12 protein-coding genes are annotated in these 14,071 nt (G+C 43.9%); all 12 read left to right on the forward strand.

Annotated elements, in window-relative coordinates:
• The first annotated feature begins 395 nt into the window (after positions 1-395).
• The 12 genes from M2135_RS11415 to M2135_RS11470 all read left to right on the forward strand — a co-directional run bounded on the left by M2135_RS11415 (position 396) and on the right by M2135_RS11470 (position 14,065).
• Entirely contained in the window at positions 396-656 is a 261-nt protein-coding gene (locus M2135_RS11415; RefSeq protein WP_280748637.1) for a hypothetical protein, read from the forward strand.
• A gap of 11 nt (positions 657-667) precedes the next feature.
• Positions 668-1,600, forward strand: a complete 933-nt coding sequence (locus M2135_RS11420) for a PQQ-binding-like beta-propeller repeat protein (protein ID WP_348537115.1) — start codon at positions 668-670, stop codon at positions 1,598-1,600.
• A 57-nt stretch (positions 1,601-1,657) separates the two neighbouring features.
• Positions 1,658-2,497, forward strand: coding sequence for a carboxypeptidase-like regulatory domain-containing protein (locus tag M2135_RS11425; RefSeq protein WP_280748639.1), 840 nt, complete (start codon positions 1,658-1,660; stop codon positions 2,495-2,497).
• A 34-nt stretch (positions 2,498-2,531) separates the two neighbouring features.
• A complete protein-coding gene (locus M2135_RS11430) occupies positions 2,532-3,821 on the forward strand; it encodes a PQQ-binding-like beta-propeller repeat protein (RefSeq protein ID WP_280748640.1) in 1,290 nt (429 codons plus the stop codon).
• 172 nt (positions 3,822-3,993) lie between these two features.
• Positions 3,994-4,704 (forward strand): ferredoxin family protein, encoded by a 711-nt coding sequence (locus M2135_RS11435; protein ID WP_280748641.1) that lies wholly within the window; start codon positions 3,994-3,996, stop codon positions 4,702-4,704.
• Positions 4,701-5,918 carry a radical SAM protein gene (locus M2135_RS11440; RefSeq protein ID WP_280748642.1) on the forward strand — a complete coding sequence of 406 codons (1,218 nt, stop codon included), beginning with the start codon at positions 4,701-4,703 and terminating at the stop codon, positions 5,916-5,918. Before M2135_RS11435 ends, M2135_RS11440 begins: the two co-directional genes overlap by 4 nt.
• 11 nt (positions 5,919-5,929) lie before the next feature.
• Positions 5,930-7,483 carry a polyprenyl synthetase family protein gene (locus M2135_RS11445; protein ID WP_280748643.1) on the forward strand — a complete coding sequence of 518 codons (1,554 nt, stop codon included), beginning with the start codon at positions 5,930-5,932 and terminating at the stop codon, positions 7,481-7,483.
• Between the two features lie 10 nt (positions 7,484-7,493).
• Complete coding sequence (locus M2135_RS11450; protein ID WP_280748644.1) at positions 7,494-8,366, forward strand: prenyltransferase/squalene oxidase repeat-containing protein; 873 nt, start codon at positions 7,494-7,496, stop codon at positions 8,364-8,366.
• Positions 8,363-10,087 (forward strand): prenyltransferase/squalene oxidase repeat-containing protein, encoded by a 1,725-nt coding sequence (locus M2135_RS11455; protein WP_280748645.1) that lies wholly within the window; start codon positions 8,363-8,365, stop codon positions 10,085-10,087. The genes M2135_RS11450 and M2135_RS11455 overlap by 4 nt, the downstream gene beginning before the upstream one ends.
• Before the next feature lie 33 nt (positions 10,088-10,120).
• Positions 10,121-11,320 carry a PQQ-binding-like beta-propeller repeat protein gene (locus tag M2135_RS11460; RefSeq protein ID WP_280748646.1) on the forward strand — a complete coding sequence of 400 codons (1,200 nt, stop codon included), beginning with the start codon at positions 10,121-10,123 and terminating at the stop codon, positions 11,318-11,320.
• Between the two features lie 39 nt (positions 11,321-11,359).
• Entirely contained in the window at positions 11,360-12,565 is a 1,206-nt protein-coding gene (locus tag M2135_RS11465) for a PQQ-binding-like beta-propeller repeat protein (protein ID WP_280748647.1), read from the forward strand.
• Positions 12,566-12,640: 75 nt separating this feature from the next.
• A complete protein-coding gene (locus M2135_RS11470) occupies positions 12,641-14,065 on the forward strand; it encodes a PQQ-binding-like beta-propeller repeat protein (RefSeq protein ID WP_280748648.1) in 1,425 nt (474 codons plus the stop codon).
• Positions 14,066-14,071: the final 6 nt, after the last annotated feature.

Here is a 14,071-nt window from a genome sequence, read left to right on the forward strand (position 1 = left end):
CAAAATGACAACCTTGTTAGGGATGAGTTTTGGTTGTGTCAACTTTTATAGTAAACAGTGACGAAATGTGACAACCAATTTTAGGATAAGTCAAAATTCGAGAGATAAATTCGTTTGACAATTGTCGGACGATCATTCGATAACTGTCAAACGATCGTTCGACAGATGTGAAATGATCGTTCGACAATTGTCAAACGATTCTTTTATAAGACAAATATCCCAATAAATCCCTGAAGATTTTGACTTTTCGCACGAATAATGCAAACCGTATAAGTTTAAAGCAATGCAGATAACTATTTTTATGGGATAAGCGATAGCAAATCTATCAGTTACCCTTATATTTGCATAGCTATGGATTTTTTTTGGAGACTTTGAAAATTTAAAATGGAAGAAATATGAAAAAACTAACGATCGTTTTGCTATCCCTTTTACCGTTTAGTCTGTGTGCGCAGGATATTATCCAGTGGCGTGGAACTGATCGTACCGGAATCTATAAAGAGACCGGTTTGTTAAAATCATGGTCGGCTGACGGCCCTGCCCTGTTATGGCATTACGACGATTTGGGAGAGGGACATTCTTCTGTTGCTGTTTCAGCGGATAAAATTTATATGACTGGCCTGACCGGTGTACTGGGTATTTATATGTATTCGATCTGACCGGGAAACTACTGAACAAAAAAAGTTATGGTGCGGAGTGGAGTGTGAATTATAACGGCTCACGTGGTACTCCTACGATTAGTGAAGGTAAAATCTATATTTATACCGGCACAGGTCATCTGGTCTGTATGGATGAAAAAACATTGGATATCCTTTGGCAGAAGAGTATCGAAAAGGACTTCAATGCTTCCAATATCCGGTGGGGAGTTAATGAATCCCCTTTGGTTATCGGAGAAAAAGTGATTATTACTCCGGGTGGAAAAGAACAGAATGTGGTTGCATTAAACAAAAATAACGGGACACTCATCTGGCAATGTGCGGCCGAGGGGGATTTATCGGCTTATTGTTCACCGCTTTATATTGCCGATCAACAGGTACCGTTGCTTGTGACGATGACAGAAAAACATATTTTGGGGATTAATGCGGATTCAGGAGAAAAGATATGGTCGTATCCTTATTATAACCAGCGGAATATTCATCCGAACACCCCTGTGTACAGCAACAATCTGTTATTGTGTACGTCGGGTTATGGCAAAGGTTCGGTTATGTTGCGATTGACCAATGGTGGCCGAGGTGTAGAGAAAGTATGGGAAAATACGCAGTTCGATTCAAAAACAGGAGGAGTGGTCAAAATAGGTGATTATGTTTACGGATCAGGAGATAACAATAAGTATTGGTTTTGCCTGGATTGGAAAACAGATGAACAAAAATACAAAGATCGGACGATAGGGATCGGTGCGGTAATTGCAGCCGACGGTATGCTTTATTGTTATTCTGAAAAAGGAGAAATGGCATTAGTAAAAGCAACGCCTGAAAAATTTGATCTGATCAGTAAATATCCCATAACGATGGGAACCGAGCAACATTGGGCACATCCGGTGATCTATAAAGGAATACTTTTTGTCAGACATGGCAATACGTTGATGGCCTACCGGATTAAATAGTTTAAAGTCTACGGTTCTACTTCAAGGCTCCGTTTTGCTTGGATAATAAATAATCGAATGACTAAAACAAAAGGGGAGGTAATGAAAGAGAAATTTGTTTTGTGTGTATTTGGTATGCTCATAGGGCATTCACTTTGGGGACAAAAAGATATTTCCGGTCTGGTTCTTTCCGGATCGGGTAAAAGACCTATTGAATATGTTAATATTGGCATTGTGGGTAAAAATGTTGGAACCGTCACCAATGAAAAGGGAGAATTCGACCTATTCCTGGAATCCCGATATGAAAATGATTCTCTCTTGTTTTCATGTATTGGTTATGAGCCTTATGTTGCTGAAATATCCGAAATAAGAGAAGGAGAAACTATTTTTCTGAAAGAGATGGCTTACAATCTTGGAGAAGTGGAGGTTAGGCCAAAAGTATTTAAGGAGAGTCTATTAGGGGTTAAAACAACGTCTAAGTCAATAAGTGCGGGATTTCAACACAATATGCTTGGTTATGAATGTGGTATACTGATGCAAGTAAAAAAGAGTGCCATACTCAAAAAAGTAAATATCAATGTGTCGTCATGTTCATACGACACGATATTCTATCGTCTGAATGTATACCGTGTTAAAGATGAGAAGACTTTTGAAAATATCCTACGAAAACCGATCTATATAAGCGCCTCAAAAGAGTTACTTGAAGACACTTTTTCGGTTGATCTGATGCCGCATGATATTACAGTTGATGGAGATTTCCTTGTTACATTAGAACACATCAAAGACTTAGGAGAAGGAGAACTTGTCTTTTGTTCAAGCAAGAAGCATACGACATATTTTAGAAAAACAAGTCAGGGAGAGTGGCAGACGGCTCCTGTTGGAGTCAGTATTAGTGTGGTAGTAGATGTTGAAAAATAAGAAAAGAGAAATCGTATTCATACAAGAACGGCAAATGAAAATAAAATCCCTGGAGATTGAAAAATACAAAATGTACGGCTTAGTCATGCTTATTGCATGGATCATCTGTGGTCAAATGCATGCACAATTGTCGAACGGTTGGAGAGGACCTGACCGAAATGGAATTTATCAGGAGACGGGACTGCTTAAAAAGTGGCCGGAAGAAGGAGTTCCCTTGCTTTGGAGTGTTAATAATGCAGGAAAAGGATATTCCAGCCCTGTCGTTGTCGGGAATAAGATTTTTGTAACCGGCATGGATATTGAAGAGAAGAATGAAATACTCACTGCGTACACCATTGACGGGAAACAACTTTATCAGGTAAAATATGGTAAACCCTGGTCGCAGTCTTATCCGGAGACCCGTACTACCCCGATGGTCGTAGAGGATCGGGTTTATGTGATCAGCGGTATAGGTGAGATTGTTTGCATGCAGGTAAATGACGGGAGTATCTGTTGGTCTGTCAATGGGAATGAAAAATTCGGTGCAAAAACGAATACATGGGGTATCTCAGAATCGCCTCTTGTCTTTGACAATAAAGTGATATTTACTCCCGGAGGAGATCAGACGACGATGGTTGCTCTGGATGCCCTGACCGGAGAAACAATTTGGACAACACCTTCGTTGAACGACCTCTGTTCGCATGTCTCTCCACTTCTAATTGTCCACAACGGGCGAAAACTGATTATTGGATTTTCCGAGGATTATCTGTATGCCGTACATCCCGAAACAGGTGAGATGTTATGGCAATATAATGACTGGGATTTTGTAGCCGAGAGAGGTATGGATGGAATATGCATCAATACGCCTCTTTATAAAGACGGACGTCTGTTTATCAGTAATGCCTACGAAATGCGCTCCCATATGCTGGAATTGAATGAAGACGGATCGGCTGTCCGGACACTTTGGCGGAATGATGATTTAAGTGTTCATACCGGTGGAATGGTGCTGGTCGATCATATTATTTATGGCTCAAACTGGTTCAACAACAATAGCGGCAATTGGGTTGCCGTCGATTGGAATACAGGCGCAACAACCTATAAGGCTTCATGGCCCGGAGGAGGGAGCAAAGGATCTGTGATTACTGCGGATAAGATGCTTTATTGTTATGAAGAGCGGCGGGGAACAGTCGCATTGGTAAAGCCCAATGCCGGGGGATTGGATATTGTCAGTCAGTTCCGTATAAGAGAAGGTGAAGGGCCGCATTGGTCGCATCCGGTAATCGATCATGGAGTTTTGTATATACGGCATGGAAGTGCTCTGATGGCCTATAAGATTAAAGAATAAGATCCCAAATATGAATTAAAACTATTGCGGGTATCTGCCGATTGAAACCTTAGATTAATCCTGTATTCGTGATAAGTCCTGTTTTTTTCGTTTTCACGAAAGATCATGAAGATTTGTAGTATATTTTTTTAAAATTTGTAAACGAATAATTTCGTTTTATTATCATCATACAATGCGAGACAAAAGAGTGACTATATGTGCATGTGCTTCACGATCGTTTATCGATAAAAATAAAGTAGGCGAAATTGCGGAAGCCATGAAAAGTGAGGGTTATCTTGTAACGATAATTCCCGATCTGTGTCGGATGATCATGCAGTCGTCTGCCGGATTAAGTGAGATCGCCTCGCATACGATATGTGCCTGTTATCCGCGCGCAGTACATGCATTGTTTCAAACACAAGACATCGTTCCTGAGAAAATCGTTGATATACGTAATTCATCCATTCAGGAGATATGTAGTCAGCTAAATATAATCGTTGAGGAACAGAATCGATCCGGTAACGACCTGTTTATGGATGAAATCGGTGCATTCCCGGTAGAAACAGGCAGAGATGCCTGGTATCCGGTGATTGATAAAGACAAATGTAGTGAGTGTGAAAAATGTCATGACTTCTGTTTGTTCGGAGTCTACTCCAATGAAGGAGGGCGGGTAAGAGTGACACAGCCACAAAACTGCAAAAATAATTGTCCGGCTTGTGCCCGTATTTGTCCCTCTAAAGCGATAATTTTTCCGAAATATGAGAAATCACCGATTAACGGAGGATTACAGGATGAAGAACAGGCCTTGGCGCTGGATACGAAGAAAGTTTATGCAGACGCTTTACGTATGCGTTTGGAACAACGCAGGGCCAGTGTTTCCCTGTTAAAAAGAGACAACAAATGAGATTTAAAGACTATATAGCTACGGCAAATGCTGCGTTACGTGTACCACGGGAATGTTCCCCCCGGTTGGTATGGAAATTTATGTATAACTTCGGTTGGCAGAGCATGCGCAATATCAACCGTTTTGAGAAGCGGCAGGAGCGGGGAGAGCCCTTTTTTCCGGCTTTTGTCATGATCTCTATTACGGAAAGCTGTAATCTGGCTTGCAGTGGTTGTTGGGTAACGACTGGAGGTAAAAGGGCTTTGACACCTGAGCAGTTGGATGGTATTATTACGGAATGTAAGAAAAAAGGTTCGTTCTTTTTCGGCATCTTTGGTGGAGAACCATTGATGTATAAAGGACTGTTGGATATTTTTGAGAAACATTCCGAATGTTATTTTCAACTGTTTACCAATGGGATCCTGATTACGGATGAGGTCGCTATGCGATTGAAGAAATTGGGAAATGTGACTCCGTTGATCAGTATTGAAGGATTGGAAGAGGAGAGCGATCTGCGTCGTGGAAAGAGTGAAGTGTTTAAACGGACACTTTCCGGAGTACGCGCATGCCGAAAAGCTAAATTGATCTTCGGTGCTTCCGCCAGTATATGTAAAAGTAATTATAACGACCTGGTCAATCGTAAATATATCGAGCAAATAGCGAAAGAAGGTGCTCATTATTTATGGTACTATATTTATCGTCCGGTAGGGGCGAATCCGAATACGGAAAATGCGTTGGATAAGGAGCAGATATTGGCTTTTCGCCGCTTTATTGTGGAGCAGCGCAAGAATGCGCCATTGTTTATTATCGAAACGTATTGGGATGCCAAAGGGAATGCGCTTTGTCCGGGGGCAACGGGCATGAGTCATCATATTTCGCCCTCCGGAGGTGTTGAGTTTTGTCCGCCGTTGCAAATGGCGAAGGAATTTATCAACAAAGACGCGTCCAATCTGGTGGATATTTTTGAGAATTCGGAGTTCTTGGCTGGTTTCCGACGGATGACATCCGAAAGTTCCCGGGGATGTATCCTGTTGGAAGATCCGCAGAAGATGGTCGATTTTCTGATACAACATCAGGCGATTGATACCACCAGCCGCGGTGTCGTACTGGAAGAGTATAAAAAGATGACCCCTATCGCAGGACATCATCTGGAGGGAGAGGAAATCCCGGAAGAGAATGTGTTCTATCGACTGGTCAAGAAAAAATATTTCTTTGGGTTTGGTGCATACGGATAAAATGAAGGTTTATGGGAAAAGAACAGATATATAGTGTCCCACAGACGCTAAAAGAACGGACGCTCTTGCGAGGTATGATCAACCAGCTCGTGAGCGACCAGCCGCTCGGTCCGCCGTTATCGATGGATAACCTATCTGACCTTGCCGATCAATTGATCCGGGAATGTGGTCTGGATCCGGAAACCAAAGGCTGGATCATGGTAGAGATCAATAATAGTGTCTGGCGTGATGTGGTGGCCTCCATCCCTTATGATAAACGTATCTTATTGATACCCGAATGTTTGTCTCATTCCTCCAAATGTCAGGGGGAAGTGGATGAGTTAGGATTGTTGTGCCATAAATGTAATCGTTGTTCGATTCCTGATTTACAGGAGAAAGCCGATAGTCTTGGTATGATGAGTATCGTTGCTGAAGGGTTTACCGCAGTCATGGGATTGATTCAAAGTGGTACAGTAGAGACCGTGATTGGAGTCAGTTGCCTGGAGTCGCTTGAAAAAGCATTCCCTTTGCTGATAAACAATGCCGTACCCGGTTTGGCTATTCCTTTGAATATAGCCGGTTGCAAAGATACGAATGTCGATGAAAATTATGTAGCCCAGATGATCAATATGCAATCTGGACGGGAGTTGAAATTACTCGATCATGAACATTTAAAGGCAAAGGTTACCGAATGGTTTACACCGGAGAACTTAAGCCGTATATTATCAGGAGATAATGACCAGACATCACAGGTCTCAGCCGAATGGCTTGGCGGAGAAGGTAAACGGTGGCGTCCTTATTTATTGGCAGCGGTTTATCAGTCATTAAGTGATGAAGAGAACATACCGGAAGAGGTACAATTGGCAGCTATTGCAGTGGAATGTTTTCATAAAGCATCACTGGTACACGACGATATTCAAGATAATGATTCCATCCGCTATGGAAAACAAACCGTCAATGCGATTTATGGTGATTCTATAGCAATTAATGTGGGCGATATGCTTTTAGGAGAAGGGTATCGACTGTTGACCCGGTGTGGTCATATGGAGTTACTGAAAGTATCTGCCGAAGCACATATCGCTCTATGTAAGGGGCAGGGTATGGAACTGGAATGGAGCCGTTCTCCACGGCCGTTGACCATGGACTTTGTACTCGATATTTTCTGTAATAAGACTGTTCCGGCCTTCGATGTTTCATTGATTATGGGATTGATTTGTGGTGGTGACGATGAACCGCTTCGGGAGATTCTTCATCAATATTCCAGGGCTTTGGGGATTGGTTATCAGTTGCAGGATGATGTAGAGGACTTTGAAACCGATCAGCCGCTGGCCTTACGTCCGTCCGCCGTGTTGGCCGTATTGTGCGAACGTCAGGATAAGCCTTTTGTAGAGGCTCTTCTGCAAACAGATGATCTGAAAGCTTTTTTGAATCTTCCGGAGCATCAACCGCTGCTTCAGGAGGCGATAGAAGAGGTCAAACAAATGTCTAAACAATATAATAAGCAAGCATTAGAGGCTTTGCAAGAGATTGGAAATATGGAGCTGAAACGCTTGCTTTTCCGTGTGACAAAGCGGATATTGAAATAGGAACAGATCAATGAAAGAGACGTTATCCATCAAATTATTCAATACCCTGCAAAAAGGGAAAGAGCAGCTGGGGAAAGAGGCGCTCCGACGGGTATTGGGTTTTGTTGAGTCGCAACGGACGACTGATGATACGTTTGTCAATAAAAACGGACAGGAAGATTTATATTACACCCTGTTTGGCTGGATGTTATCCTATACGCTGGGGCTTCGTTTACAACTTCCTAAGGCAACAGCCTATCTGGAAAAGCAGCAGCCTGATGATATGGATCTTATCCATTATGCCGCTTATATGCGTTGCCGGATGTTGTACCGTTTATTTAAGGATGGAAAAGTCGGTTATTTATTGAATTCTATTTTTTCGACTTCAGTGAAGGCATTAAATAAATTCTCCGGTTTGCCGAACAATGATATGTTTTCTCCTTATACGCAGTTTATTTACTTGTCTTTGTTGGAAGATACCCGGCAGACAGTGAGAAACAAAAAGGAGTTTATAGATGCATTGGATGGGTATCGAGTAGCCGGAGGTGGTTTTGCCAATCTGGAAGGTTCGGCTACTGCAACAACTAATGCTACGGTTGCAGCCCTGGCTGTACTTGGACAATTGAATGGGTATAAGGCGAATAGAGATGTTGATTGTTTGCGTGGTTTACAGGAAGAATCAGGTGGGTTTTGTGCAACACCTGGAGCTCCGTTACCTGACGTTTTGTCAACCGCAACCGCTTTATTTGTCTTAAATGCTTACGGTATGGAACCGATATATTCTCCTCGCGACTTTATTGAAGCGCATTGGTTGGATTCAGGAGGTTTTTCTGCTACTCTTTTGGAGTCAGTGAGTGATGTTGAATATACTTTTTACGGACTATTAATATTAGGCATATTATGAAGGAAAAGCAGATAGATGAAATGATTGATGTCCTGCGGGAAGAGTTGATACAACGACGCTCTCCGGGGTATATGTGGAGAGGAAAGCTTTCATCGAGTGCCATTTCTACTTCCGTATCCGTATTTGCACTCTATATGATTGATCGGGAGAAATATGCTTCCTATATTCAACATGGCGCCGAATGGCTGAAAAGATCCATGCATGACGACGGCTCATGGGGAGATAGCCTTGAGAGTCCGTCTAACCTAACGGCAACACTGCTTACCTATGCTTCGCTCTATGCAGTAGGCGAAGCACCGGAGAAAGCGAAAGAGTATCTGAATGAAAAGTTCGGTGGTTCAACCGATCAGCATATTATAAAAGGTGTATTGACCTATTATGGGACGGATTTGACTTTTTCTGCTCCTATATTGGTGATGTGTGCTTTAGCCGGGGTTATAACGAGTTGGGATAAAATACCTCAATTGCCGTTTGAACTTTCTGTGTTTCCGCAACGATTGTTTCGATTCTTCCAGTTGCCGGTAGTCAGTTATGCTATACCAGCCTTGATAGCTGTCGGTATACTACGTTATAGAAAAGGGAAGAAGAATCTGTTTTCCCCATTGCGTGAGTCGTTTATCCCGAAATCACTGAAAGTGCTTGAGAAGTTACAACCGGATAACGGCGGATTCCTTGAAGCTGCACCTCTTACTGCTTTTGTGGCGATGTGTATGACCGGAGCAGGTTATCGTGAGCATATTGCTACACAAAGAGCAGCAGGCTTCTTAACCAACACAGTCCGGGAAGATGGAGCCTGGCCGATAGATACAGATCTGGCAAGCTGGGTGACAGCATTAAGTGTAAGAGCCTTGGGAGATGATATCACAGATAAAGAAAGGCTGGCTAAAACAATTAAACTGAATGCATTTACTTTCGAGCATCCATTTACCGGAGCAAAGGAAGGGGGATGGGCCTGGACGGATTTGCCGGGTGCAGTGCCTGATGCAGATGATACTTCAGGAGCATTAGTCGCACTTCATATACTACAGGACGGTGTCTATTGTCCGGAAGTGGGAAAAGGAATAGAGTGGCTATTGGCTTTACAAAATAGTGACGGAGGTATGCCGACCTTTTGTAAAGGTTGGGGTAAGTTGCCTTTCGACCGGAGTAGCCCTGATATATCGGCTCATTCATTATTGGCTTTTGAACTGTGGTTGGAAGTATTACCCGTCGATTTACAGCAACGTTGTAAGAAAAGTATTCGTCGTATGTTGAATTGGATGCGGAGTATACAGGCGGCTGATGGTTCATGGACACCTTTATGGTTTGGTGACCAGAACGCCAACGATGAACGTTCTCCGGTATATGGAACAGCAATGACCGTAGAGTATCTTTCGACTTCCGGGGAGCCTGTCGCTCAGGAGATGATTGGAAAGGGACTTCAGTATATCCTTTCTACTCAGAATGAAGATGGCGGATGGGGTGGAGCAAAAGATGTTGCTTCTAAAGTCACTCTGACTTCACGGGCATTGAGTGCATTGGCTTCATTTCCTGATAGCAACGCAGATGTTATGGAACGGGCTTTTGATTTTCTGTACCGGAGATATCAGGAAGGAGAATTGTTCCGGGCTGAGCCCATCGGACTGTATTTCTCCCGGTTATGGTATTCGGAAGAATTATATAATATCACGTTTGCCTTGAATGCGATTAAGAAATATAGAAAGTTTAACGTTCAAAATTAGAGAAGATAACTTCGAACCAATAATGTATATAATATGAAGAGAGGAGTTTTAGTTCTATTGTCTTTTATGACGTTGATCACTTATGCACAGGATAATATCCAGTGGCGAAATGACCGGACCGGTATTTATAATGAGACCGGCTTAATGCAGTCATGGCCGGAGAAAGGTCCTGAGATGTTATGGTCTTATGAAGGACTGGGAGAGGGTCATTCGTCGGTTGCTATTACGGCTGGAAGGCTTTATCTGACGGGTTTAAAAAACGGCAAAGGGCTGATCTATGTCTTTGATTTAAACGGTGCGTTACTGAATAAAAAGGAGTATGGCCCGGAATGGGATAAGAATTACGTCGGACCGCGTGGAACTGTGACGGTAAACGAAGGAAAGGTTTACCTGGTGAGTGGCATGGGTAGTTTGTATTGCTTTGAAGCGAATAACCTCGACCTGCTTTGGCAAAAAGACCTGTTAAAAGAGTTCAATGCATCGAATATAGAATGGGGACTGAATGAAGCTCCGTTGATTATCGGAGAAAAACTGATCGTTACTCCCGGAGGTAAGCAACATAATGTGGTGGCATTAAATAAAGACAACGGCGAACTGATCTGGAGCAGTCCGGGTGAAGGCGATCTGTCTGCTTATTGCTCACCGTTATATATTAGTGACCAGGAGGTGCCACAGATCGTAACGATGACAGCCAACCATATTATCGGTATCGAGGCTGCTACAGGAAAGAAACTATGGTCACATAAAAATACGAATCGTTGGTCGGTTCACGCAAATACGCCGGTGTATGGCGACAATATGATCTTATGTACCAGCGGCTACGGAAGAGGTTCCACGATGTTGCGCCTGACCAATGGCGGGCGAAGTGTGGAACAGGTATGGTTCTCTGAAGAACTGGACAACCGTATCGGTGCAATGGTTAAGGTTGGTGATTATGTCTATGGTTCGGGCGACAGCAACCGTTACTGGTTTTGTGTAGACTGGAAAACCGGTGAGGTTAAGTACAAAGAACGCGGACTGGCAATGGGAACTATTATTGCGAATAACAATATGCTTTATTGCTATACCGACAAGGGAGATATGATTCTGGCCAAAGCAACACCTGCAAAGCTGGATATCGTCAGTCGGTTCAAGATTACTATGGGTACAGAGCAGCATTGGGCGCATCCGGTGATTTATAAAGACGTTATGTATGTTCGTCATGGCGACGCGTTAATGGCGTATAAGATATAGAAGCGTTCAAGGTTTCAAACAATATATAATATGTTAAATATGAAGACAGTTATAGTCGCATTGCTTTCTTTTACCACGTTGGTATTATCTGCTCAGGATAATATCCCGTGGAGAGGTGTCGATGGTACGGGAGTCTATTATGAGACTGGGTTGCTTAAATCATGGCCTACCAATGGTCCTGAATTGCTTTGGCATTTCGACGGGTTGGGTTTCGGGTTTTCTTCCGTCTCGATAGATCAGAGAAAATTGTTTGTTACCGGATTCACTGATGGGAAAGGCTATCTGTATGTATTGGATATGAATGGTAAACTACTGAACAAAGTAGAGTACGGCACTGAATTTACCGGCGATAACTTTACCGGCACACGCAGCACGGCCATTCCCCACGAGGGAAAGGTATATGTTGTAAGTGGAATCGCCGAACTGTTTTGCTACGATATAAATACCCTGAAACTGTTGTGGAAAAAGAATTACGCAACGGATTACGGGGGAGAGAATACCAAACATGGCTGGAACGGACCACCGCTGATCATCGACGAAAAGTTGATTATTGCACCGGGAGGCCCCACACATAATGTCCTTGCCTTGAATAAAACGACCGGTGATATCATCTGGAGTTCTGAAGGGATGAAAGGAATATCGGGATACGGGACACCGATCTTTCTCGACGATCAGGAAATTCCACAGATTGTTATTATGATGGGTGACCATATTCTCGGGTTAGACGTGACGAACGGCAAAATGCTTTGGTCGTATGCCCATACAAACCGCTTCAGCGAACATCCCAACACACCGGTGTATAGTGGTAACAGGTTGCTTTTTATGAGCGCTTACGACCAGGGCGCTCTCATGCTTCAGCTGACTGATGGCGGAAGGAAGGTCACGCCTGTCTGGGAGATTAAGGAACTGGGGCATACCACAGGGCATATGATGAAATATGGCGATTACGTCTACGGCCCAGGTAATCGCATAAACTGGTATTGTGTAGATTGGAATACAGGGAAAGTCATGTATTCCGACAATACGATTGGTGTAGGTAATATCATTGCAGCCGATGGCTTGTTGTATTGTTATTCGGAGAAAGGTGAAATGGCATTGGTCAAACCCAATTCAGAGAAGTTTGAGATAATCAGTAAATTTCCCATTACTCTCGGAACAGAGCAGCATTGGGCGCATCCTGTCATTTATAAAGGAGTGTTATATGTTAGGCATGGGGATACGTTGATGGCGTATAAGATTAAATAGTTGAAAGTTGGAGACAACATTGAACTCGGAACTTTGAATATGATCGGGCTTGTCCGGATATAAAATGAATAAGTTGTGAAAGAGAAGAACATTGTAAAAGGCGTAACAATAGGTGTAATAATACTCTATCTGGGTATTCTTATCGGATGGCATGTGTATACGCCCCGTGAGGACTTGACGCTTCAGAATCCGGGAGCCGATAACCGTCCGGAAGGACTGGCGCGTGCGGCCAACGAAGTGAAGATCGGTGAATTCTTTATGCAGTATGAAGGTGAAATTCCTTCCGGACTGACCGGTAAATGGACCAGCTTCCGGGGCGATCAGACCCGAAACATTATCGAGGCTCCCGAGCAACTGAATACCGGCAGCGAAGAATTCCCCGTACTGTGGAGCGTAGATACCGGCGAAGGACATGCCGCCCCCGTGATCTATAACGGACGAGCATACTTCCTCGACTATAATGAGGACCTCAGTTCGGATGCGCTGCGTTGTTTCTCATTGGAGACAGGAGAGGAACTTTGGCGGCGGTGGTACCGCGTGCCCATTAAACGTAATCACGGTTTTTCACGTACCGTACCGGCGATCGGCGACGATTATATCATTACGATTGGTCCCGAAGGACATGTCATGTGTTGCGACCCTATAACCGGAGACATGAAATGGGCACTGGATATGCAGAAAGAGTATGGCTCGGAGGTACCGTTCTGGTATACCGGGCAATGTCCGCGTGTCGACGACGGTATTCTGATCCTCGCTCCCGCGGGAGAAGAAGTCCTGTTAACAGGTGTAGATGTGCAGACCGGTGAGGTGGTTTGGACAACCCCGAATACGCTGAAGTATGCCATGTCGCATTCATCTGTTATGCCGATGACGCTGGGCGGAAAGAAAACCTATGTCTATATCGGTGTCGGAGGCGTATGTGGCGTATCAGCCGAAGAGGCAGACCGTGGAACCCTGCTGTGGGACATCAATAAATGGCAACCTTCCGTAGTGGCGCCTTCCCCTTTGCAGATTTCCTCCAACCAGATCTTCCTGGTGGCTGGTTACGGTACCGGTGGAGCACTGCTCAAAGTAGACCGTACAGGTTCGGGTTGGACCGCTTCTATTGTCGACCAGTACAAGCCTAGCGAAGGACTGTCCAGCGAACAGCAAACGCCGATCTTGTATAATAACATGATCATCAGTGTGATGCCGAAAGACGGTGGTGCGCAGCGTGGACGCCTGGTTTGTTATTCCCCTTCTGACCTGCATACACCCGTCTGGACCTCCTCTTCAGATGAGCGCTTCGGGCTGGGGCCTTATCTGGTTGTCAACAACCATTTGTTTGTATTTAAAGACGACGGTGAACTCTATCTGTATGAAGTGCAGCAACGTGGAATGAAACTACTCAAGAAGCAGCGGATTATGGAAGGAGCCGACGCATGGGGTCCATTGGCGTATGCCGACGGCATGTTGATCGTCCGGGATGCGCATGTGGTTAAATGTATTAAAGTGGTATAAACAAAT

Source organism: Parabacteroides sp. PF5-9 (assembly GCF_029893105.1).
In the GTDB taxonomy this organism is placed as follows: domain Bacteria; phylum Bacteroidota; class Bacteroidia; order Bacteroidales; family Tannerellaceae; genus JARXWG01.

What these genes read in the sequence shown, in the direction of transcription:
- M2135_RS11415 (WP_280748637.1), top strand. Translation starts at nt 396, where the DNA reads ATGAAAAAACTAACGATCGTTTTGCTATCCCTTTTACCGTTTAGTCTG.
- M2135_RS11425 (WP_280748639.1), top strand. Translation starts at nt 1,658, where the DNA reads ATGACTAAAACAAAAGGGGAGGTAATGAAAGAGAAATTTGTTTTGTGT.
- M2135_RS11430 (WP_280748640.1), top strand. Translation starts at nt 2,532, where the DNA reads ATGAAAATAAAATCCCTGGAGATTGAAAAATACAAAATGTACGGCTTA.
- M2135_RS11435 (WP_280748641.1), top strand. Translation starts at nt 3,994, where the DNA reads ATGCGAGACAAAAGAGTGACTATATGTGCATGTGCTTCACGATCGTTT.
- M2135_RS11440 (WP_280748642.1), top strand. Translation starts at nt 4,701, where the DNA reads ATGAGATTTAAAGACTATATAGCTACGGCAAATGCTGCGTTACGTGTA.
- M2135_RS11445 (WP_280748643.1), top strand. Translation starts at nt 5,930, where the DNA reads ATGGGAAAAGAACAGATATATAGTGTCCCACAGACGCTAAAAGAACGG.
- M2135_RS11450 (WP_280748644.1), top strand. Translation starts at nt 7,494, where the DNA reads ATGAAAGAGACGTTATCCATCAAATTATTCAATACCCTGCAAAAAGGG.
- M2135_RS11455 (WP_280748645.1), top strand. Translation starts at nt 8,363, where the DNA reads ATGAAGGAAAAGCAGATAGATGAAATGATTGATGTCCTGCGGGAAGAG.
- M2135_RS11460 (WP_280748646.1), top strand. Translation starts at nt 10,121, where the DNA reads ATGAAGAGAGGAGTTTTAGTTCTATTGTCTTTTATGACGTTGATCACT.
- M2135_RS11465 (WP_280748647.1), top strand. Translation starts at nt 11,360, where the DNA reads ATGAAGACAGTTATAGTCGCATTGCTTTCTTTTACCACGTTGGTATTA.